The 18,766-nt window shown below is 71.0% G+C and carries 18 protein-coding genes; 3 read left to right on the top strand and 15 right to left on the bottom strand.

Features of this window, described 5'->3' with window-relative positions:
* Nucleotide 1: 1 nt before the first annotated feature.
* Genes ACFWYW_RS25680 through fabG form a run of 8 tightly spaced genes read right to left on the bottom strand, consistent with a single transcriptional unit; the run spans nt 2 to nt 7,677 of the window.
* Nucleotides 2-868 (bottom strand): alpha/beta fold hydrolase, encoded by an 867-nt coding sequence (locus ACFWYW_RS25680; protein WP_379611850.1) that lies wholly within the window; start codon nt 866-868, stop codon nt 2-4.
* Nucleotides 865-2,097, bottom strand: coding sequence for an NAD(P)/FAD-dependent oxidoreductase (locus ACFWYW_RS25685; protein WP_379611851.1), 1,233 nt, complete (start codon nt 2,095-2,097; stop codon nt 865-867). The genes ACFWYW_RS25680 and ACFWYW_RS25685 overlap by 4 nt, the downstream gene beginning before the upstream one ends.
* Entirely contained in the window at nt 2,094-2,843 is a 750-nt protein-coding gene (locus ACFWYW_RS25690; RefSeq protein WP_379611852.1) for a nitroreductase family protein, read from the bottom strand. Before ACFWYW_RS25690 ends, ACFWYW_RS25685 begins: the two co-directional genes overlap by 4 nt.
* Nucleotides 2,840-5,074, bottom strand: coding sequence for a beta-ketoacyl synthase N-terminal-like domain-containing protein (locus ACFWYW_RS25695; RefSeq protein WP_379611853.1), 2,235 nt, complete (start codon nt 5,072-5,074; stop codon nt 2,840-2,842). Before ACFWYW_RS25695 ends, ACFWYW_RS25690 begins: the two co-directional genes overlap by 4 nt.
* Before the next feature lie 11 nt (nt 5,075-5,085).
* Nucleotides 5,086-6,159: an aminomethyltransferase family protein gene (locus tag ACFWYW_RS25700; protein ID WP_379611854.1), complete on the bottom strand. Its 1,074-nt coding sequence runs from the start codon at nt 6,157-6,159 to the stop codon at nt 5,086-5,088.
* Nucleotides 6,152-6,619 (bottom strand): 3-hydroxyacyl-ACP dehydratase FabZ, encoded by a 468-nt coding sequence (gene fabZ, locus ACFWYW_RS25705; protein WP_184971230.1) that lies wholly within the window; start codon nt 6,617-6,619, stop codon nt 6,152-6,154. Before fabZ ends, ACFWYW_RS25700 begins: the two co-directional genes overlap by 8 nt.
* Nucleotides 6,616-6,903, bottom strand: a complete 288-nt coding sequence (locus tag ACFWYW_RS25710; RefSeq protein ID WP_157251764.1) for an acyl carrier protein — start codon at nt 6,901-6,903, stop codon at nt 6,616-6,618. Before ACFWYW_RS25710 ends, fabZ begins: the two co-directional genes overlap by 4 nt.
* Nucleotides 6,904-6,927: 24 nt before the next feature.
* The gene (fabG, locus tag ACFWYW_RS25715) at nt 6,928-7,677 is read right to left on the bottom strand and encodes a 3-oxoacyl-ACP reductase FabG (protein WP_379611855.1); all 750 of its coding nucleotides are present in this window, start codon (nt 7,675-7,677) and stop codon (nt 6,928-6,930) included.
* Nucleotides 7,678-7,810: 133 nt separating this feature from the next.
* Between fabG and ACFWYW_RS25720 the strand changes: the two genes are divergently transcribed.
* Entirely contained in the window at nt 7,811-9,421 is a 1,611-nt protein-coding gene (locus ACFWYW_RS25720) for an FAD-dependent monooxygenase (protein ID WP_379611856.1), read from the top strand.
* Here the strand turns inward: ACFWYW_RS25720 and ACFWYW_RS25725 are convergent.
* Entirely contained in the window at nt 9,337-10,986 is a 1,650-nt protein-coding gene (locus ACFWYW_RS25725; RefSeq protein WP_379611858.1) for a BTAD domain-containing putative transcriptional regulator, read from the bottom strand. The genes ACFWYW_RS25720 and ACFWYW_RS25725 overlap by 85 nt on opposite strands.
* Nucleotides 10,983-12,257, bottom strand: a complete 1,275-nt coding sequence (locus tag ACFWYW_RS25730) for a macrolide family glycosyltransferase (RefSeq protein WP_379611859.1) — start codon at nt 12,255-12,257, stop codon at nt 10,983-10,985. The genes ACFWYW_RS25725 and ACFWYW_RS25730 overlap by 4 nt, the downstream gene beginning before the upstream one ends.
* Here ACFWYW_RS25730 and ACFWYW_RS25735 point away from each other — a divergent pair.
* The gene (locus tag ACFWYW_RS25735) at nt 12,256-13,356 is read left to right on the top strand and encodes a DegT/DnrJ/EryC1/StrS family aminotransferase (RefSeq protein WP_379611860.1); all 1,101 of its coding nucleotides are present in this window, start codon (nt 12,256-12,258) and stop codon (nt 13,354-13,356) included. The two genes, ACFWYW_RS25730 and ACFWYW_RS25735, sit on opposite strands and share 2 nt — an antisense overlap.
* A gap of 1 nt (nt 13,357) precedes the next feature.
* On the opposite strand, the gene ACFWYW_RS25740 is transcribed toward ACFWYW_RS25735, so the two are convergent.
* From ACFWYW_RS25740 to ACFWYW_RS25750, 3 genes are read right to left on the bottom strand one after another with little or no spacing between them, the layout of a single operon-like run.
* Nucleotides 13,358-13,924, bottom strand: coding sequence for a dTDP-4-dehydrorhamnose 3,5-epimerase family protein (locus ACFWYW_RS25740; RefSeq protein ID WP_379611861.1), 567 nt, complete (start codon nt 13,922-13,924; stop codon nt 13,358-13,360).
* Complete coding sequence (locus tag ACFWYW_RS25745; protein WP_379611862.1) at nt 13,924-15,138, bottom strand: methyltransferase domain-containing protein; 1,215 nt, start codon at nt 15,136-15,138, stop codon at nt 13,924-13,926. Before ACFWYW_RS25745 ends, ACFWYW_RS25740 begins: the two co-directional genes overlap by 1 nt.
* Before the next feature lie 22 nt (nt 15,139-15,160).
* Nucleotides 15,161-15,763, bottom strand: coding sequence for a DUF1707 domain-containing protein (locus ACFWYW_RS25750; protein WP_379611863.1), 603 nt, complete (start codon nt 15,761-15,763; stop codon nt 15,161-15,163).
* Nucleotides 15,764-15,899: 136 nt separating this feature from the next.
* Here ACFWYW_RS25750 and ACFWYW_RS25755 point away from each other — a divergent pair, with 136 nt between their 5' ends.
* Nucleotides 15,900-17,234 (top strand): NDP-hexose 2,3-dehydratase family protein, encoded by a 1,335-nt coding sequence (locus ACFWYW_RS25755; protein WP_379611998.1) that lies wholly within the window; start codon nt 15,900-15,902, stop codon nt 17,232-17,234.
* Here the strand turns inward: ACFWYW_RS25755 and ACFWYW_RS25760 are convergent.
* Together ACFWYW_RS25760 and ACFWYW_RS25765 are read right to left on the bottom strand one after the other, a co-directional pair.
* Nucleotides 17,215-18,051 (bottom strand): TIGR03621 family F420-dependent LLM class oxidoreductase, encoded by an 837-nt coding sequence (locus ACFWYW_RS25760; RefSeq protein ID WP_379611864.1) that lies wholly within the window; start codon nt 18,049-18,051, stop codon nt 17,215-17,217. The genes ACFWYW_RS25755 and ACFWYW_RS25760 overlap by 20 nt on opposite strands.
* Complete coding sequence (locus tag ACFWYW_RS25765) at nt 18,048-18,680, bottom strand: 4'-phosphopantetheinyl transferase (RefSeq protein WP_379611865.1); 633 nt, start codon at nt 18,678-18,680, stop codon at nt 18,048-18,050. Before ACFWYW_RS25765 ends, ACFWYW_RS25760 begins: the two co-directional genes overlap by 4 nt.
* Nucleotides 18,681-18,766 lie beyond the last annotated feature (86 nt).

Genomic DNA, 18,766 nt, shown 5'->3' on the forward strand with positions numbered 1-18,766 from the left:
CTTAGAGGCGGCGCCGGGGCCGCCGCTCCGGCTCTGCGGGCTGCTCCGTGCCGAGGAAGCCCAGCAGGAGTTTGCTGACCGTTTCTGGGGCGTCGAGCGGGATGTAGTGGCCGGCGTCCTCGACGCGCTCGTAGCGCCAGGGGCCCTTGACGAACTTGCCGGAGTTGGCCATGCCCTCCTCCAGCAGCGCCTTGTCCTCGGTGGACCAGATGCCGAGCGTGGGGGCGTAGATGGGCGGGAAGGGCCGCTGGTGACGCAGTTCGGCCTCGGGCGAGCGGTTGGCGCGGTACCAGTTCAGGCCCGCGGTCAGCGCGCCCGGCCTGGACATGTCGCGCAGGTGCCGGTCGTAGTCGCCCTCGCGGCCCATGATCTCTTTCCACAGCCGCCAGCCGTTGCGCTTGAGCAGTTCCTCGGCGGCCGGCGACTGGTAGAAGAGCATGTACCAGGAGGCAGCGCGCTGCTCCAGCGTCGGGTAGGAGAAGACGCCCGGGTGCCCGACCGACAGCACCGCCAGGTGGTCGATGCGGCGCGGCATCAGGAACGCGTACATCCAGGCGATCGCCGCGCCCCAGTCGTGGCCGACCACGTGCGGACGCTTGATGCCGAGCTGGATGGTCATGGCGACGATGTCGTTGACGATCGTCTGCATCGTGTAGGCCTCGATCTCCTGCGGTTTGCTGGAGTCCCCGAAGCCCCGCAGGTCCGGCGCGATCACCCGGAAGCCGCCCTCGACGAGCGCGGGGATCTGGTGCCGCCACAGGTAGGAGGAGTCGGGGAAGCCGTGCAGCAGGATGACGGTCTCGCCCTCTCCCTCGTCCACGTAGGCGAGGTCCACGTCGTTGACGTGGATGATCTTCTTCTCGGTCATGCCGACTCCCTGAACAACCGCTCGGCGAAGAACTCGCTGAAACCGAACTCGGGCACTTCCTCGGGGGCGACCATGTTGAGCAACCCGGTCACCTGCGCGGCGAAGTTCTTCGCCATCAGCTTGCGGACCCTGCGCCGCCGCTCGACGGCGGCCGGGCCGAACTCCACGTGCAGCCGGCTGATGATCTGGGCGCCGAAGTCCAGGCGCGACAGCCGGAACTCGCGTTCCTTCACGTACGGCTCGAAGACCGGCGGCGACCAGTCGTCGGAGTCCAGGAGGATCTCGCACACGGTCCTGGAGTCCCGCATGGCACACGACAGGCCGGTGCCGAGCACGGTGTCGGCGTTGCCCGCCTCGTCGCCGATCAGCACGACGCCCTCGGTCAGCGGCGGGCCCTCCGGCACGCTGGAGACCGATGGCCACACCGACAGCGGGCCCGCCTGACGCGACTCCACGACGGCACGGCCACGGTCGGGCAGGCACTCCAGCTCGAAGGCCTTGAGGAAACGTTCCATGGCGCCGGGGCCCCGGTACTTGCGGCTGTCCTTGGTGCCGAAGTTGAGGTAGAGGCGGGCGCGGCCGTACCCCTGGGGGAAGACCATGAACATGACGTCGCCCTCGGTGCCCATCGCCTGGACGTCGGCGGGCCAGTCGTCGAGGCCCTCGACCATCACCCCGCCGCCCCAGTGGTGCATGTGGTTGCTCATGGTGATGCCGACCTGGCGGCCGACGGTGCAACCGCGGCCGGTGGCGCCGAGCACGATCCTGGGCCGGATCTCCTCGCGGCGGCCCTCGGAGTTCGTGTAGGTGACCGACGGGCGGGGGCCGGCGGTCACCTCGATCTTGGCCGCGTCCATGATCAGCGTGGCGCCGCTGTCGGCGGCCTGGGCCGCCATGAGCTCGCAGACCTGGTGGTGCGGGAACGAGTACGGCCCGCCGATCCCCGGGATGAACCTGGTCATGTCCACGGCCTCGACCTCATGCGGGTCGACCGCCTCGTCCCAGGTCATCCACTCGCGGATCTCCCAGGCGCCGCCCGCCCCGAAGCAGTCGTAGACGCCCAGGCGCTGGGCCTCCCTGATGCCCCACGGGGCCAGCCACTCGCCGCGGACCAGGTCGTTGTAGCTCTCCTGCTTCTCCAGCAGCACGACGGAGAGCCCTCCGGCGGCCAGCTTGCACGCCGCCGACGCTCCCGCGATGCCACCGCCGACGATGACGACGTCGGTCATGACTCCCACCTCTCCCAAAACGTGCGTTCCTTGGCGCTGACGCGATCGGCCGGGCGGAAGTCGGTGCCCACCGTGTAGGCGACCGGGATCATGCACACCTGCGTGACGCCGGACGGGATGCCGAGCAGCTCGCCGACCGGCCCTTCGTGGGCCACGTGCAGGCAGGTGATCGTGCTGCCGAGCCCTCTGCTGCGCAGCGCGAGCTGGAAGGACCAGATGGCGGGGAAGATCGACCCGTAGAAGATGCTGGCCCGCATGGACCCGTGGGTGGAGCGGTGGCCGGGGTCGTCGTCCTCTTTGGTCGCCATCCGCCTGCGCCACGCCTCGTCGATGGCCGAGATGTCCGGCGGCCGCCCCAGCACGCAGGGGATGACCAGGACCGGTACCCGGGCGATCGCCTCGGCCAGCGCCTGCGCCGATTCGTAGTTCTTGCGCGCCTGCCGGTCGGTACGCCGCCGGCCGGCGTTGGTCCACATGTCCATGCGGTGGAACTGCCACGACAGCGAGGTCAGCTCGGCGATGCGGGCCTTGACGCCGTCGTCGGTGACGACCATCCACCGCCAGTTCTGGTGGTTGTTGGCGCTGGGGGCCTGGATGGCGATCTCCAGCGCCTCCTCGACCACCTCGCGCGGCACCGGCCGGTCGAGGTCCAGGCGGCGGCGTACCGACCGGGTCGTGGTCAGCAGGCGGTCGGTCTCGGTCACGTCGAACGGCAGGCCGGCCATGATCTCCACCGGGGCGGTCATATCGCCCCCAGGAGCACCGCGCCGCGTACCGATCCCGGCGACTCCGACAACACCAGCGCCTGCGCGACCGGCGCACCGAGCTCCGGCTCGGTCACGAACCCGCCCTGCTCCTCCGGGGTGCCCGCGTGCGCCGGGGCGATCCCGTCGCGGACCGCCAGGGCGCCGAGCGCGAGGTTGAGCGCGCCCGAGGCCGCCTGGCAGTCGCCGGCCAGCCCGATGCTCGTGGTCAGCGCCGCGTGCGGCAGCGCCGCACGCACCGCCGCCGCCTCACCGGCGCCACCGGTGCCCAGCACGAGCGCGGGTTCCGTGCCACGCAGCCGCTCCAGACCGCGGGTGAGCGCGGGCTCGGCGCCGTGCAACCGGTCGATGCCCCGGGTGAGCTCGTGGCCGTCCGGTAGGTGGCTGGTGCCGAGGATCTTGGCGTACGGCGTGCCGTCCCGCCCGGCGCAGTGGTCGGCGGACTCGACCACGAAGGCCACCGCCCCCGACCCCTTGACCGGCTCGCCGGGCGGCCGGGCCGTACCGTGGACGGCCTCGTCGGCGGCGACCACCAGCACGACCTCCGCCTTGCCCGCCCTGATCATCTCGACCGCGCAGTCCAGCGCGATCGAGGCGGAGGCGGCGCCGTTGCAGATCGTGGTGGTCGGCCCGCGCAGCCCGAGCGTCTGGCAGACCGCGCCTCCGGTGGCGTTGAGCACCACGTTGGAGAAGCTCAGCACGGCCGGCTTGTTGGGGTTGAGCGCGATGCTCTCGTCGAAGCCGCCGGTGCTCTCCGCCGATCCGGCGCCGGTCGCGAAGACCAGGCCGACGTCGTCGAGCTCCTTCCTGGGCAGTTTGAGTCCTGAGTCCTCCCAGGCCAGCCGGGAGGCGGCGATGGCCATGCGGGAGAGCTGGTTCATGTGCCGCCACAGCGAGCGCGGCGCGAACGTGCGGCCTTCGAGCGTCGGCGCCTCGCCCGTGGCCTCGCGACCGGCCAGGACGGCGGCGCTGAGCTCGGCGATGCCGGTGGCGGCGCCGACGGCGGGGCCGAGGCCGGTGATGACGGCCTCGCGGTGCGGGAACTCCTCGTACTCGCGTGGCGGCTGGGGGGTGGTCAGCACCAGCGAGACGTTGTTGCCGCCGAAGGCGTAGTTGTTGGAGACGACGGTGTCGATGGGCATCGGCCTGGCCTTGTTGGGCACGAAGTCCAGGTCGCGCGGCTCGGCGTCGTCGTCGAAGCCGATCGTGGGCGGCGCGACGCCGTGGCGCAGCGCCAGCACGCTCGCCACCGCCTCGACGGCTCCGGCGGCGCCGAGGGTGTGGCCGACGTAGGACTTGATGCTGCTGGTCGGGACCTGTCCGGCGCGCTCGCCGAACACGACCCGCATGACCTTGGCCTCCATGGCGTCGTTGGCGGGAGTGCCGGTGCCGTGGCCGCTGACGTAACCCACGTCGGCGGTGGTGAGGCCGGCGTCGGCCAGGGCCCGCCGGACGGCGCTGGCGCCGCCCCGGCCGGTGGGGTCGGGGGCGGTCGCGTGGTAGGCGTCGGCCGACAGCCCGTAGCCGGCGACCTCGGCCAGCGGCGTCGCGCCCCTGGCCAGGGCCAGGTCGAGCGGCTCCAGCAGGAGGAAGGCGGCGCCCTCGCCCAGGTTGAGGCCGTCGGAGTGGCTGTAGGGGCGGCAGGGTCCCGTGCTGAGGGCCTGGAGGCCGGCGAAGCCCGCGTACGTGCCGAAGAGCAGCGGGTCGACGCCGCCCGCGAGCACGATGTCGGCCTCGCCGGTGAGGATCTTGTCCTTGGCGAGGCCGACGGCGTTGCCGCCGGCCGCGCACGCCGTCGAGACGAGGATGCGGGGGCCGCCCAGGCCGAGGCGCTCGGCGACCACATCCTGGGTGCGGTGCATGGGCTGGTAGAGCCCGGCCGCGTCGGGGGTGGCCTGGCACTTGCCGAGGATGATCCCGAACCGGTCCTGGTCGAACCCGCTCAGACCCGCCTGCTCGACCGCCTGCCTGGCGGCGATGAGCGCCAGCTGGGCGGTGCGGTCCAGGTCGGCGTCGGAGCCGGTGAGCTGACTGGTGATCCACGCGTCCGGGACCTGGCCGGCGTACCTGGCCTCGAACACCGCGTAAGCCTCGTCCTCGACCGGGGCGAGACCGCCCTGGCCGGCGAGGAGCCGCTGCCAGAACTCGGCCGGGTCGCGCCCGGCGGCGCAGATGATCCCCAGACCGGTGACGACGATGGGCCGCAGCGCCATTGCCTTCTCCTTCAGATGATCGGGATGCTCCAGCTCTTGGGCACGATGTACGGGCTGGTGAGCGTGGTGACCTCGGAACCGGCGACGGTGAACTCCAGACCGGCGGCGGCCAGGTCGGCGTCCACCCTGACCAGGCCGAGCGTCGTGCCCAGGCCGACGCTGTGCACGGCGTGCACGACCTCGCCGACGTCCTCGCCGCCCGCGTACACGCGGGTGCCGGGGGTCGGCACGCCCTCGCCGCCGACGAAGCCGACGGTGCGGCGGCCGGTGCCGGACTCGAACGCCTCGAGGACGGCGTCCTTGCCGACGAACGCGTCCTTGGTGACGTCGACCAGCCAGTTGGCGCCGATCTCGATCACGTTCGCGCCGCCGGTGACCTCGTGGCGGGGGATCGGCTGGCGTACCTCCAGCATGGCCAGCTCCAGGGCGTCCTGGCCGGCGGCCTGGGCGTGCTCCAGCGACCGGGTCCACAGCTCGCCCACGGCGGCCTTGGGCACGAGCATCTGGTAGCCGTACTCGCCGGTGAAGCCGGTGCGGGCGAAGATGATCTCGGAATCGTTCCAGGTGGTGTCGACGACCGACTCGAACGGCAGCGCCGCCAGCTCGCCGTCGATCAGGCGGCCGACGACGCCCCAGGCGTACGGGCCCTCCAGGCCGAGGACGGTCAGGTCGTCGCGCTCGGTGATCTCGACGCCTTCGTCGTTGTGGGTGCGCAGGTGCTCAAGCAGCCGCGCGCCGGCGCCCGCCGAGCTCTCCAGCAGGATGCCGTCCTCCCGGCCGAAGGCCAGGACCTGGTCGACGACCTGCCCGGACTCGTCCAGGACCAGGCTCATCATGCAGCGCTCGGAGGTGAGGTACTCCACGTCGCGGGCGAGCACCCGCTGCGCGAAGTCGATCGCCTCGGCCCCGGTGACCTCGATCAGCAGGTGGGCGCTCAGGTCGAGGATCGCGGCGCGCTCCCTCAGCACCTTGTACTCGGCCGACAGCGCGTCGGGCGCGGCGGAGAAGCGCCGCGGCAGGGAGGCGTCGCCCACGTCGCCGTAGACGGTGTCCTCCGGATGAAGGTTCGCGAGGACGCTAGCCATTCTTCACACCTTTCGGGTCAGCGATCGTGAGGTTTCCTTCGGCGGCGATCTGGCCGTCGACCCGGGCCGAGACCTTGTACTCGGCGAAGCCCCTGCCGCCCGCGGTCCGCTCGGCGCTCAGCACGAGCTGGTCGCCGGGCACCACGGGACGGCGGAAGCGCATCGACCTGACTCCGGCCAGGTAACTGATCTCGCTCGCGCCGGCCAGCGCGAAGACCACGCCGGCGAGCTGGGCCAGCGACTCGATGATCACGATGCCGGGCAGGACGGCCTCGTTCGGGAAGTGGCCCTGGAACCACAGCTCGGTGCCGGCGACGTTCTTGGTGGCGCTGCCCTTGACGCCCGGCTCGACCCGGGTGACCCGGTCGAGCAGGAGCATGGGCCAGCGGTGCGGGAGCACCGCCCGGATCTGGTCGTGGCCGAGGCCGGTCAGGACCGGCGGCGCCGTCGTCGCGGTCATGACGCCCGCAGCGCGGGGTTGACCTCGTCGGCCAGGCGGGAGACCGACCCGAAGACGGCCATCTCGCTGTCGTACAGCGCAACGCCGAACTCGGCCTCGATGGCCACGTAGAGCTCCAGCACATCCAGGCTGTCGAGCTCCAGGCCGCGGCCGAACAGCGGCTGGTCGTCGGTGATCCAGTCGGGCTCGATCTCCAGGTCGAGCCGGGAGACGATCATCTTCTTGATCTGGGTGCAGGTCTGCTGGCGCTCGGCGGCCTTCGCGCGAAGCTCGTCGATGGTCATCTGTCCTCCTAGTAGTGACCGGGGTCAGCCGAGGCCGCCGCCGTGGGCGACGATCACGGAGCCGGAGATGTACGACGCCTTGTCCGAGGCGAGGAAGCTGACGATCGACGCGATCTCCTCCGGGCGGCCCATGCGGCCCAGGCGGATGCGCGACTCGTACTGCTTCCTGATGTCCGTGGGCACCTTGCGGGTCATGTCGGTGGACACGAAGCCGGGGGCGACCACGTTGGCCCTGATCCCGTGGGGTGCGGCCTCGTTCGACAGGGCCGAGGTGAAGGCGATGATCGCGCCCTTCGATGCCACGTAGTTGGTCTGGCCGGGGAAGCCTCCGTCGAGCCCGCTCGTGGAGGAGATGGTCACGATGGAGCCGCGTTTGTGGTTGCGCATCAGGCGCAGCGCCTCGCGGCAGGCCAGGAAGGTTCCGACGACGTTGACGTCGAGCGGGGTGCGGAACTGCTCCTGGCTCATCGTGATGAGGTATCGGTCGAGGGTGAGGCCGGCGCTGGTCACGAGCACGTCGAGGCGGCCGTGGTCGGCACGGATGCCGCGGAACATCTCCCGCACGGCGTCCTCGTCGGCGACGTCCGCCTGTACGGCCTCGGCGCTGCCGCCCTCCTCCTGGATGAGCGCCACGACCTCTTTGGCGTCCCGCTCCGACCTGGCGTAGTTGACGATGACATGGGCGCCTTCTCTGGCCAGATCGAGCGCGACCGCCCGGCCGATTCCGCGTGAGGCGCCCGTCACCAGGGCCACTGAGCCTTCGGCAAAGAGCATCTTCGTTCTCCAGGAATTCGACAGCACATTATCTGGATCTTCACTGAACAAGTTACTAAAGGGCGATATCACGCCTGTATCATTCAGTTATTAGTGCATTGACTGGGGAAATTGGATATATCACCCTTGCAACATGGACGAGCTCGACGTAGAAGTTTTGGTCGTCGGCGGCGGCCCGGTCGGCCTGTCCGCCTCAATTGAGCTCTCGCGCCACGGAATATCGACGCTGCTCGTCGAGAAGCACGCGGGCACCTCGATATTTCCGAAGGCCAGGCTCATCACCACCAGGACGATGGAGATCTTCCGCGCCTGGGGAATCGTGGCGGACGTCGAGCGCGCCGGAATGCCGCGCGAGGAATTCCTCGCCGTGGGCGTCGGCAGCTCGCTGTCCTCCGACGACTTCATCCGCTCCGCGGCCGCGATCGAGCGCGACGCGCCGCAGAGCCCCACCTACGCCTACCTGTGCTCGCAGGACCACCTGGAGGTGATCCTGCGCCGGCTGGCGGAGTCGATGCCGTCCGCCCGGGTCAGTTATGGCGCGACGATGACCGGGCTGCGCGACACCGGCGACGGCGTCGAGGCGGTCGTCGAGGACGGGCGGGGCCGTACGCTGGTGCGCGCCCGCTACGCCGTGGCCGCCGACGGGGCCAGGAGCGGCGTCAGGGAACAGCTCGGCATCGAGGTCGAGGGCCCGCCCACGCTCGGCCACATGATCAGCATCATGTTCGAGGCCGACCTGAGCTTCCTGCCCTCCGAGCGCCGGGCCGCGCTGTCGTTCCTGCGTAACCCGCCGTGCGCGGTCGAGGCCGTGGACGGCGGCAGACGCTGGATGGTGCAGACCGGCTACGAGCCCGAGGAGGGCGGCAGCCCCGCCGACTTCACCCCGCAGGTCTGCCTCGACGCGGTACGCGGCGCCGTCGGCGTGCCCGATCTCCCGGTGGACATCCTGGGCGTCATGCCCTGGCTGCAGCAGGCCAAGGTGGCGACCACCTTCCAGAAGGGCCGCGTCTTCCTCGCCGGGGACGCCGCGCACGTGGCCACGCCGCAGGGCGGGTTCGGCATGAACTGCGGCATCCAGGACGCGCACAACCTGGCCTGGAAGCTCGCCGCAGTGCTCCACGGTACGGCGGGGCCGTACCTGCTGGACACCTACACCGCGGAGCGGCACCCGATCGCGGCCAGGACCGTGGACGAGAGCCTGAACAACGCGCTGATCACCTTCCACATGATGGAGGGGCATCTGTCGATGACCGAGGCGATCGAGCAGCAGGCGGGCCGGCGCAGCTCGGAGGGCCTGGTGCTGGGCTTCCACTACGACTCGGCGGCCGTGGTCGCCGACGGCACGCCCGCCCCTCTGCCCGAGGACCCCTACCGCACCTACGTCCCCGCCGCCCGCCCCGGCCACCGCGCCCCGCACGCCTGGCTGACCGGCGAGAACGGCAGGATCTCCACGCTCGACCTGCTCGGCCCCCGGTTCACGCTGCTGACGCCGGCCGGGAGCGGCTGGCTGCAGGCGGCGAAGGAGGCGGCCGAGTCGAGCGGTGTGGCGATCGCGGCGGTCGAGATCTCCGCCGACGGGTCCGGCGGGCTGACCTCGCCGGCCTGGGCCGGGGAGTACGGACTTGAGGAGAGCGGGGCGGTGCTGGTCCGGCCCGACGGTCACGTGGGGTGGCGTTCGTGCGCCGGACAGCCCTCGCAGGCGGAACTGCTGGAGGCACTGGACACGATCCTGGCGCGGTCGTGATAGGCCAGGTCACGATGCGGCTGAGCCGCATCGTGACGGGCCGCATCGTGACGCACGGGATCGTGGCGGGACGGGTCGTGGCGGGCCGCCGGATCGTGACGCACGGGATCGTGGCGGGATGGGTCGTGGCGGGCCGCGGGATCGTGGCGCGCGGGGTCGTGGTGGGGGCGTGAGCGGGTGCGCATCTTGGCCGCGGCGAGGCGCAGCGACAGCGGGCTGCCCGAGGTCGCGGCCAGGACGCGGCCGCGGGCCGTGCCCACCAGCAGGTCGGCCAGCCGCCGGGCGTCGGCCGCGGGCAGCGGCCGGACGAACTCGCGGTGCGCCCCCTGCCTGGCCACCAGGTCGTCCAGCGGGTCCGTGCTGATCACGACGACCCGGCAGTGCGCGCCGCCAGGCAGCAGCGGCACGACCTGTTCGGCGTCGGCGACGTTGTCCAGCACCACCAGCAAGCGGCGCCGCGCGGTCCAGGACCGGTACAGCGCCAGCTTCTCGTCGGCGTCGAGGGGCAGGTCGGCGGCGGGTACGCCGAGGGCGCGCAGGAACCGCTCGACCACGGTCTCCGGCTTGGCACCCGCCATGTCGGCGAAAAGCTGCCCGTCGGGGAACCAGCCGATCCGCTCGTGCGCCCACCGCAGCACCAGCGCGGTCTTGCCCATGCCCGCCGGCCCGCTGACCACGGTCGTGGCCGGGGCCGCCGCCTGGTCCTGGCTCAGGGCCGCGTCCAGGGCCGCCAGCTCCCGCTCCCTGCCGACGAACGGCAGGATCTGCGGCGGCAGTTGCGACGGGACCACCTGCGCCGGTACCGAGGCACGCGGCACCGGACGCATGAGCGCGACCTCGTCCCTGAGGATCTGGTCGTGCAGGCGCCGTAGCGCGGGTCCGGGCTCCAGGCCGATCTGCTCCAGCAGGTAGCGGCGCGTCTCCTGGTAGGTGCGCAGCGCGTCGGCCCGCCGTCCCGCGCGGTACTGGGCCAGCATGAGCTGAGCGCGTACCCGCTCGCGGAAGGGCGACTCGCTCACCAGGGCCAGCAGGTCGGGGATCACCTGGTGGTGGCGGCCGAGCTCGATCTCCAGCTCCAGGCAGGCCTCCATGGCCTCCAGCCGCGACTCCTCCATCCTGGCGACGTCGTAGCGCAGGCCCCTGATGTCCTCGAACGGGTTGCCCCGCCACAGCGACAGCGCCTCGCGCAGCAGCTTGACCGCCGCCTCGCGCTCGCCGTCGGCCGCCGTCGCGCGCGCCCGCGCCACCAGCGCGCCGAAGCGCAGCCAGTCGATGCTGTCCGGCTCGGCGCGCAGCATGTAGCCGGGGCTGGACGTCTCGATCACACCCGCCCCCAGCGTACGGCGCAGCCGAGAGACGCAGATGGCGATCTGCCGCCACGCGCTGGCCGGCGCCGAACCCGCCCACACCGTCTCCACCAGGCGGTCCACGCTGACCACCCGGTTGGCGTTGAGCAGCAGGCTGGCCAGGATCGCCAGCTCCCTGTTCGCGCTCATGTGCAGCTCGGCGCCGTCCTTGGCGACCTTGAGGGGCCCGAGGACGCCGAACTCGAAGGGCCTGCTCATGCCGGGTACCGCTCTAACTCGTCGGCCGCTCTGGCCGTGCCGCCGGCTTCGCGGATCTCCCTGGCCATGGCGGCGGTGGCCTGCCGTACCCGGTCATCGGAGACGACCGCGAGCACGTCGGCGACCAGGCGCTCAGGCGTCAGCTCCGCGGGGTCGACGACGCGGCCGAGGCCGAGTTCGGCGACGCGGCGGGCGGGCGGGCCGTCGATGGCGGTGGCCGGGACGATGACCGTGGGGCGGCCCCAGTACAGGGCCTCCATGGCGGTGCCCATGCCGCCGTGGGTGACGGCCACGTCGGCGTGCCGCAGCACGCTCATGTGCGAGACCCAGCGGCGGACCTCGACGTTGGCGGGCAACGGCCCCAGGTCGACGGCGTCCGGCACGGTCACCACGGTGTGCCAGGGCAGCTCGCCGAAGGCCCGCACGCAGGTGCGGAACAGGTCGGGACGGCTGCTGGCCACGGTGCCGAAGGTGAGCAGCGCGATCGGGCGGCCGTCGCCGGGCGGCGTCCAGTCCGACAGGAAGCTCCGCTCGCCCAAGGCCCGCTCACCTAGGCACGGCCCGACGAAGGCGAAGCGCTCGTCGAAGGTCTCCCCGGCGAACTGGAAGGAGCGCGGCAGGTTGACCAGGCTGAAGTCCTGCACCTGCCACCACAGGTCGGCCGGCGGCACGTCCACGCCGTGGGCGTGCGCGAGCGCGGCGGTCCTGGCCAGCATGTCGTCCACCCAGCCGGGCAGCGCGCCGCCGTCGCCGCCGTCGCCGTAGATGGAGGAAAGGTAGGAGAAATGCTCGTTCGACGCGAACACCGGAATGAGTTGTACGGCCGGCCGCCCCCACTTACGCGCCAGAATCCGCCCGGCGTGCAGAACGGAGATGTCATACACCACCACATCGGCCTTTTCAGGTCCGACGTTTTCCAGCATGACCCGGCTCTCGTCGAGAAACAGCGAGATGAGCCCGAGCGGATCGTCTTCGAGCCGGCGCAGATCGGCCTTGTGATAAATGGAGTCGTAGCCGATGACGGTGGCGCCCGCGGCGCGGACGACGTCGGCCATGCTTTCACCGGTGACGTAGGTGACCCGGTTTCCCCGGCGCACCAATTCGGAGACCACGGCCAGGTTCGGAATCACGTGGCCATGATCGGGCTGACACATGAAGAGGTAATGCCGTGCCATACGCACAAAGCTAGTGAGGACGGGGCATAACGTGTCACCCCTAACCCCGTGATAGGGGTACCGCCGGTACGGGGCCCGGTGATTACGTTGAGTCATGGCCACTCGTGTCTGGGACTACCTGCCGGAATACGACGTCGAGCGGGACGATCTGATCGACGCCGTCGAGACCGTGTTCCAATCCGGCCAGCTCGTGCTCGGCGAGAGCGTGCGCGCCTTCGAGGCCGAGTTCGCCGCCTACCACGGCGCCCGCCACTGCACCGGAGTCGACAACGGCACCAACGCGCTCAAGCTCGGCCTCCAGGCTCTGGGGGTCGGCAGCGGCGACGAGGTGATCACCGTGTCCAACACGGCGGCGCCGACCGTCGTCGCCATCGACGGCGTGGGCGCCACCCCGGTCTTCACCGACGTGCACCGCGACACCTACCTCATGGACGTCGAGCAGGTCGAGGCGGCGATCACGCCGCGCACCCGCTGCCTGCTGCCCGTCCACCTGTACGGCCAGTGCGTCGACATGGCTCCGCTGGAGCGCCTGGCCGAGGCGTACGACCTGATGATCCTGGAGGACTGCGCCCAGGCGCACGGCGCCAGGCACCACGGCCGCGTGGCCGGCTCGATGGGCCGGGCCGCGGCGTTCTCCTTCTACCCGACCAAGGTGCTCGGCGCCTACGGCGACGGCGGCGCGACGATCACCTCCGACGACGTCGTGGACGCCAACCTGCGCAGGCTGCGCTACTACGGCATGGAGCAGACCTACTACGTGGTGCGGACGCCGGGCCACAACTCCCGCCTGGACGAGGTGCAGGCGGAGATCCTGCGCCGCAAGCTCACCCGCCTGGACTCCTACATCGCCGGCCGCCGCGCCGTCGCCGAACGCTACGAGCGGGCCCTGGGCGACACCGAGCTGGTGTTGCCCGCGACCGCCGCGGGCAACGAGCACGTCTACTACGTGTACGTGGTGCGCCACCCCCGGCGCGACGAGATCATCGAGGCGCTGCGCGCCTACGACATCCACCTCAACATCTCCTACCCGTGGCCGGTCCACACGATGACCGGCTTCGCCCACCTCGGCTACCGTCCCGGCAGCCTGCCGGTGACAGAGGAACTGGCCGGGCAGATCTTCTCGCTGCCCATGTACCCCTCCCTCCCGGTCGAGGTGCAGGAGAAGGTCATCGCCGCCCTGCGCGAGGTGCTGTAGGTCACCACTCGGGAAGCAGCCCGAGCGCGGCCGCCTCACCCAGCGTGGGGGCGGCCGCGTCGCGTTCCGACAGGATCGGCGCCGGCTCGGCGGGCAGGCCGAGCGCGAGGTCGGTGTCGAAGACCGACAGCGTGAGCTCGTTCTCCTTGCGGTACTCCGCCGACAGCAGGTAGCACACCACCGAGTCGTCCTCCAGCGCGGCGAAGGCGTGCCCCACGCCGGGCGGGAAGTAGACCGCGCGCCCGTTGGCGAGACTCAGCTCCGCCGCCTCCCACCGCCCGAACGTCGGCGAGCCCACCCTGAGGTCCACCGCGTAGTCGAGCACCCGCCCCGCCGCGCAGTACACGTACTTGGCCGTGCCCGGCGGGATGAGCGTGTAGTGGATGCCGCGCACCACGCCGCGCCGGGAGACGTTCCTGCTGGCCTGCGCGACCGGGAAGAGCCCCTTCCCGGTCGCGGCGATGAAGGCCCCCTCCTGGTACGGCGAGGCGAACGACCCGCGCTCGTCGGGGAAGACCGCAGGGGTGAACTCGAAGGCGCCGGCGACGGCGAGTTCGCGATGGCGCATCACACGACGTGGACGTCGGGGACGTACAGGATCCACCGGCCGCCGGACTCGCGGAAGCCCGTCTCCTTGGCCATGATCTCCTCGGCGTGGTTCCAGGCGAGCAGCAGCGCGTAGTCGGGGTAGGGGTCGCGGAAGGCCTCGGGCCCGAGTACGGGGATGTGCGAGCCGGGCGTGAGCCGTCCCTGCTTGGCCGGGGTGGTGTCGCTGACGAAGGTGAGCAGGTCCGGGCCGATGCCGCAGTAGTTGAGCACGGTGGCGCTCTTGGCGGTGGCGCCGTAGCCGTAGATGGTGGCGCCCTGGGCGCGCAGCCCCTTCAGCAGCGCCGTGAGCCGGTCGCGGTTGCCCTCGACGGTGGCGGCGAAGCGGTCGAGCGCGGACAGCCGGGTGATGCCGGCCGCGTCCTCCTCGGCCAGCATCGCGGCGACCGCGGGAGCGGGCGTCCTGGCTCCGGTCCTGGCGAGGGTGTAGCGCACCTCGCCGCCGTGCACGGGCAGCCGCTCGACGTCGACGAGCTCGAAGCCGTGGCGGGCGGCCATCCGGCTCACCGAGCCGGCGCAGAAGAAGTAGAAGTGCTCGTCGTAGATCTGGTCGAAGGAGGAGCGGGCCACGATGTCGGCCAGGTAGGGGTCCTCGAAGACGAAGACGCCGTCCACCTTCAGCAGCGTGTCGACGCCGCTGAGGATGGAGTCCATGTAGGGGATGTGGCACAGGGTGTTGGCCGCGTAGATCACGTCGGCGGGGCCGTCCTCCGCGCGTACGCGGGCGGCGGTCGCGGCCTCGAAGAAGTCCTTGGTCACGCGCACGCCCTTGGCGGCGGCCAGGTCGGCCACGCCGCCGGACGGTTCGACGCCGAGGTGCCTGACCCCGGCGTCGGCGACGACCTCCAGCATGGTGCCGTCGTTGCAGCCGAGCTCGACGACGAACGGGTCGTCGCCGCTCAGCTCGGTGGTCAGCAGCCGCTTGGCCAGCGTGTGGAAGTGCTCGCGCATGACCGAGGAGCCGGAGGAGACGTAGGGGTAGCCCTCGTGGAACATGCGCTCCCTCGGCACCTCTTCGAGCAGCTGCACCATCGTGCAGCTCTCGCAGACGCCGACCGCGAGCCGGAAGAAGAACTCCTCGCGTGGGTCACCGGGTTCGACGAAGGCGTCGGAGATCGGCTGCCGGCCGAAGTCCGCGAACTCGCGGAGCCGGCCGGAACAGATGCGGCACGCCATACGATCCTCCTGAGATTTGCCGTCAGCGGCGGTACCTCACCCACACGTCACCGGTCTGCACGTAGCCGGTGAGCCGCACGACGACCGCGGCCTGGGTGGGCGAGACGATGGGCCTGTTGTGGACGGCGCCGAGGAGCCGGCGGGTCACCGCGTCGTCCTGCACCCACCAGTCGTAGGGGGCGACGATGACGACGTCGCCGAACCACGAGGTGATCTGCACGTCGACGGTCACCTCACGGTAGGCGCACTCGGCCCTGGTGAAGTCGACGCGCACGGTGCCGAACCTGTGTGCCTTGGTCGTGATGAGCGGCGGCACCACCCAGCGCCCGTCCTGGCGGATCTTGCCGCTGCGCGTGTGCAGCTCCAGCACGTCACCCGGGTGGGCGGCGGGCAACGGAGCGGCCGCCACGGTGGCGGGCAGCAGCGCCGTGGACGGCGGTCCGCCCTGGGGTAAGTCCTCGACGACCTCGTCCAGCTCACGGAGCGTACGCGCGCCGTAGGTGCGGTCCAGGCGCTCGTTCAGCTCTTCGAGGTCGATGCGTCCCTCGCTGACCGCGACCCTCAGCATTTCCGCAATTCTGTCGCGATCCTGGTCACTGGCTCGGATTTCCGGACGATCGGTCATGGCGTCCACCCTAAGAGCGTATGAATGGCAGGTCCCAGAGATAACCCCTATTTTCCATCACCGAAAAGCAGGGGTTGAGGTGTTATGAGGGCACATGCGAACTTCGGCGGTAAAGGCCTGTTGTTAGGAGACCGCCATTCTTGACGTCAGGAGCTGGTTCGAGGAAGTCGCCGAGCACACCGCGATGACGGTGGAGCGGCTTCCTCTGGAAGAGCTGGGCGGATGGCGCCGGTGCGCGAGCACCGGGAACATCAGCCACGACAGCGGCAAGTTCTTCACCGTCCAGGGGCTCGACGTACGCTTTCCCGGCAGCCCCGTGGACGCCTGGACCCAGCCGATCATCAACCAGCCCGAGGTGGGCATCCTCGGCATCCTCGTCAAGCGCGTGAACGGCGTGCCGCATCTGCTGATGCAGGCCAAGAACGAGCCAGGCAACCACGACGGCCCCCAGGTCTCGCCCACCGTGCAGGCCACCAGGAGCAACTACACCCGTGTGCACCAGGGGCGGCCGGTGCCGTACCTGGAACACTTCCGGGAGCCGAGCGGGCGGGTGCTGGCGGACGTGCGCCAGTCGGAGCAGGGCGCCTGGTTCTACCGCAAGCGCAACAGGAACATGGTCGTGGAGACCGCCGCGGACGTCGAGGTGCTCGACGGGTTCCGCTGGCTGCCGCTGGGGCGGGTCCACGAGATGCTGGCCGTGCCCGACCTGGTGAACATGGACGCGCGCACCGTGCTGGCCTGCATGCCGGCGCTGGAGGCGCCGCTCCCGGGCGAGGACGGCTTCCGCGCGGCGCTGATCCGCTCCCGCGACCCGCGCCAGAGCGCCGTGCACGGGATCGACGAGGTGCTGAGCTGGCTCAGCGGCATCCGCTCGACCGTCGACATCAGCACTGAACCCATCCCGCTCAACCGGCTGCGGCAATGGCGCCGCGACGACGGGCGGATCTCGCACGACAGCGGCCGCTTCTTCGACATCATCGGCGTACGCGTCGCCTCCAGCGGACGCGAGGTGAGCGGCTGGACGCAACCGATGATCGAGCCGGTGGGCACCGGCGTCATCGCCTTCCTCGTCCGCCGGATCGGCGGCGTCCTGCACGCGCTGGTCCACGCGCGCGTGGAGCCCGGCTACACCGACGTGGTCGAGCTGGCGCCGACCGTGCAGTGCGTGCCGGAGAACTACGACCACCTGCCGCCCGCGGCCCGCCCGCTGTTCCTGGACGAGGTGCTGGACGCCGACCCCGGACGCATCCGCTTCGACACGGTGCTCTCGGAGGAGGGCGGGCGCTTCTACCACGCCAGGAACCGCTACCTGATCGTGGAGACCGGCGAGGACCTGGCCCCCGGCCACCCCGACTTCCGCTGGCTGGCCATGCACCAGGTCGTGGAACTGCTGCGCCACAGCTACTACCTCAACGTCCAGGCCCGCACGCTGAGCGCCTGCCTCGACAGTCTCAGCGCAGCCGCTCGATGACCTTGCCGAAGTCCTCCATGGCCGCCTCGGTCACGGTGAAATAGGCGAAGCCGTACCTCTCGCTGTCGCGCAGGACCTGCTCGGCGAGCTGCGCGGGCGTGCCCACCAGCAGCGTCGGGACCTCCGCGAGCTGCTCGGCCGTGAGGTCGGGAGCGTAGCGGCGCAGGCTCTCCAGGCCCGCGCGGCGCTCGCGCGTGAGCACGGTGGCCTTGGGCAGCAGGTTCAGCTCGGGCTCGCGGCCGCCCGCCTCGGCCCTGACGAAGGCCACGCGCTCGGCGAGGGCGTCCGCGTCCACGAGGGCGGTCCTGCCGTATTCCGCCCGGTACGGCGCGCCGGTGAAGCTGACCGTCCGGGCGCGCTGGGCGGCCAGGCGCAGGATGCGGTCGCCGTGCCCCCCGATCATCAACGGCGGCGCCGACTCCCCCAGCGCCGCGTCGAGCTCCTTGACCAGGCTCTCCAGCCGGTCGGCGCGGGAGGACGCGGTGCCGAACGGGATGCCGGCCTTCTCGAACTCGGCCTTCACGTAGCCGGTGCCGAGCCCGAGTTCCAGCCGGTCGCCGAGGAGCTGGGCGGTGGTGGCCACGTCCCTGGCCAGCAGCGCGGGCAGGTAGAAGCTGGAGTTGAGCACGTACGTGCCGATCCTCGGGCGCGTGGTGGCCTCGGCGGCCAGCACGGCGCAGGGGAAGGGCGCCAGCAGGTTCAGGTGGTCGGGGACGGCGACGACGTCGTAGCCGAGCGCCTCGGCCCGGCGGCACTTGTCCATCCACTCGGTCCTGGAGCAGCCTTCGGTGATGAGCACCACGCCGAATCTGATCATGTCATCCCGATCCTCGCGATCGCGGTGACGATCAGGCCGTTGCGGATCAGCCACCGCCCCTGCCACCGCAGGCCTTCCGCCATGATGTGGGCCGAGAACGTGCCGCCGAACGGGTCCACGTCGATCTCGGCGTCGTAGAAGCCCAGCCACCGGTTCGTCATCGGGAACCAGGCCTTGTAGACGGACTCCTTGGCGCTGAACAGCAGCCGGTCCCAGCAGGGTCCGGGGCTGGTGGCGGCCAGCCGGCGCAGCATGTCGCGCTCGTGCGGCAGCGAGACCGCCTCGATCACGTCGTCGCCCACCGGGGCGTCGGGCTCGGCGTCGATGCCGAGCATGGCGGGCTTCCTGGTGAGCGCGGCGGCCCGGTATCCGGTGCAGTGAGTGATGCTCCCCGCGATGCCGGGCGGCCAGGTCGGCTCGCCCCGCGGGCCGCGCAGCACGGCCACCGGCGCCATCCCCAGCTTCCCCATGGCCCGCCGGACGCAGTAGCGCGCGGTCGCGAACTCCCTGCGGCGTTTTTCCACCGCCCGCCCGATCAGCGCCTCCTCCTCGGGGAAGAGCACGGTGCCGGGAGGATCGTCGAAGGTCTCGAAGGCCTCGACCTCCGGGGGGAGGATGTCCTCGATCACCCAGCCAACTTACCCATAGGAGGCAATTCGCCAATAGGGCGGGAAACATGATTCCGGGGCCGGTCCGCAAAATTAGGGGTGCGTCC

It is taken from the genome of Nonomuraea sp. NPDC059023 (assembly GCF_042740095.1).
GTDB lineage: Bacteria > Actinomycetota > Actinomycetes > Streptosporangiales > Streptosporangiaceae > Nonomuraea.

Excerpts from the sequence above, each read along its gene's own strand:
- ACFWYW_RS25680 (WP_379611850.1), bottom strand. The coding sequence starts at position 868 with ATGACCGAGAAGAAGATCATCCACGTCAACGACGTGGACCTCGCCTAC.
- ACFWYW_RS25685 (WP_379611851.1), bottom strand. The coding sequence starts at position 2,097 with ATGACCGACGTCGTCATCGTCGGCGGTGGCATCGCGGGAGCGTCGGCG.
- ACFWYW_RS25690 (WP_379611852.1), bottom strand. The coding sequence starts at position 2,843 with ATGACCGCCCCGGTGGAGATCATGGCCGGCCTGCCGTTCGACGTGACC.
- ACFWYW_RS25695 (WP_379611853.1), bottom strand. The coding sequence starts at position 5,074 with ATGGCGCTGCGGCCCATCGTCGTCACCGGTCTGGGGATCATCTGCGCC.
- ACFWYW_RS25700 (WP_379611854.1), bottom strand. The coding sequence starts at position 6,159 with ATGGCTAGCGTCCTCGCGAACCTTCATCCGGAGGACACCGTCTACGGC.
- fabZ (WP_184971230.1), bottom strand. The coding sequence starts at position 6,619 with ATGACCGCGACGACGGCGCCGCCGGTCCTGACCGGCCTCGGCCACGAC.
- ACFWYW_RS25710 (WP_157251764.1), bottom strand. The coding sequence starts at position 6,903 with ATGACCATCGACGAGCTTCGCGCGAAGGCCGCCGAGCGCCAGCAGACC.
- fabG (WP_379611855.1), bottom strand. The coding sequence starts at position 7,677 with ATGCTCTTTGCCGAAGGCTCAGTGGCCCTGGTGACGGGCGCCTCACGC.
- ACFWYW_RS25720 (WP_379611856.1), top strand. The coding sequence starts at position 7,811 with ATGGACGAGCTCGACGTAGAAGTTTTGGTCGTCGGCGGCGGCCCGGTC.
- ACFWYW_RS25725 (WP_379611858.1), bottom strand. The coding sequence starts at position 10,986 with ATGAGCAGGCCCTTCGAGTTCGGCGTCCTCGGGCCCCTCAAGGTCGCC.
- ACFWYW_RS25735 (WP_379611860.1), top strand. The coding sequence starts at position 12,256 with ATGGCCACTCGTGTCTGGGACTACCTGCCGGAATACGACGTCGAGCGG.
- ACFWYW_RS25730 (WP_379611859.1), bottom strand. The coding sequence starts at position 12,257 with ATGACTCAACGTAATCACCGGGCCCCGTACCGGCGGTACCCCTATCAC.
- ACFWYW_RS25740 (WP_379611861.1), bottom strand. The coding sequence starts at position 13,924 with ATGCGCCATCGCGAACTCGCCGTCGCCGGCGCCTTCGAGTTCACCCCT.
- ACFWYW_RS25745 (WP_379611862.1), bottom strand. The coding sequence starts at position 15,138 with ATGGCGTGCCGCATCTGTTCCGGCCGGCTCCGCGAGTTCGCGGACTTC.
- ACFWYW_RS25750 (WP_379611863.1), bottom strand. The coding sequence starts at position 15,763 with ATGACCGATCGTCCGGAAATCCGAGCCAGTGACCAGGATCGCGACAGA.
- ACFWYW_RS25760 (WP_379611864.1), bottom strand. The coding sequence starts at position 18,051 with ATGATCAGATTCGGCGTGGTGCTCATCACCGAAGGCTGCTCCAGGACC.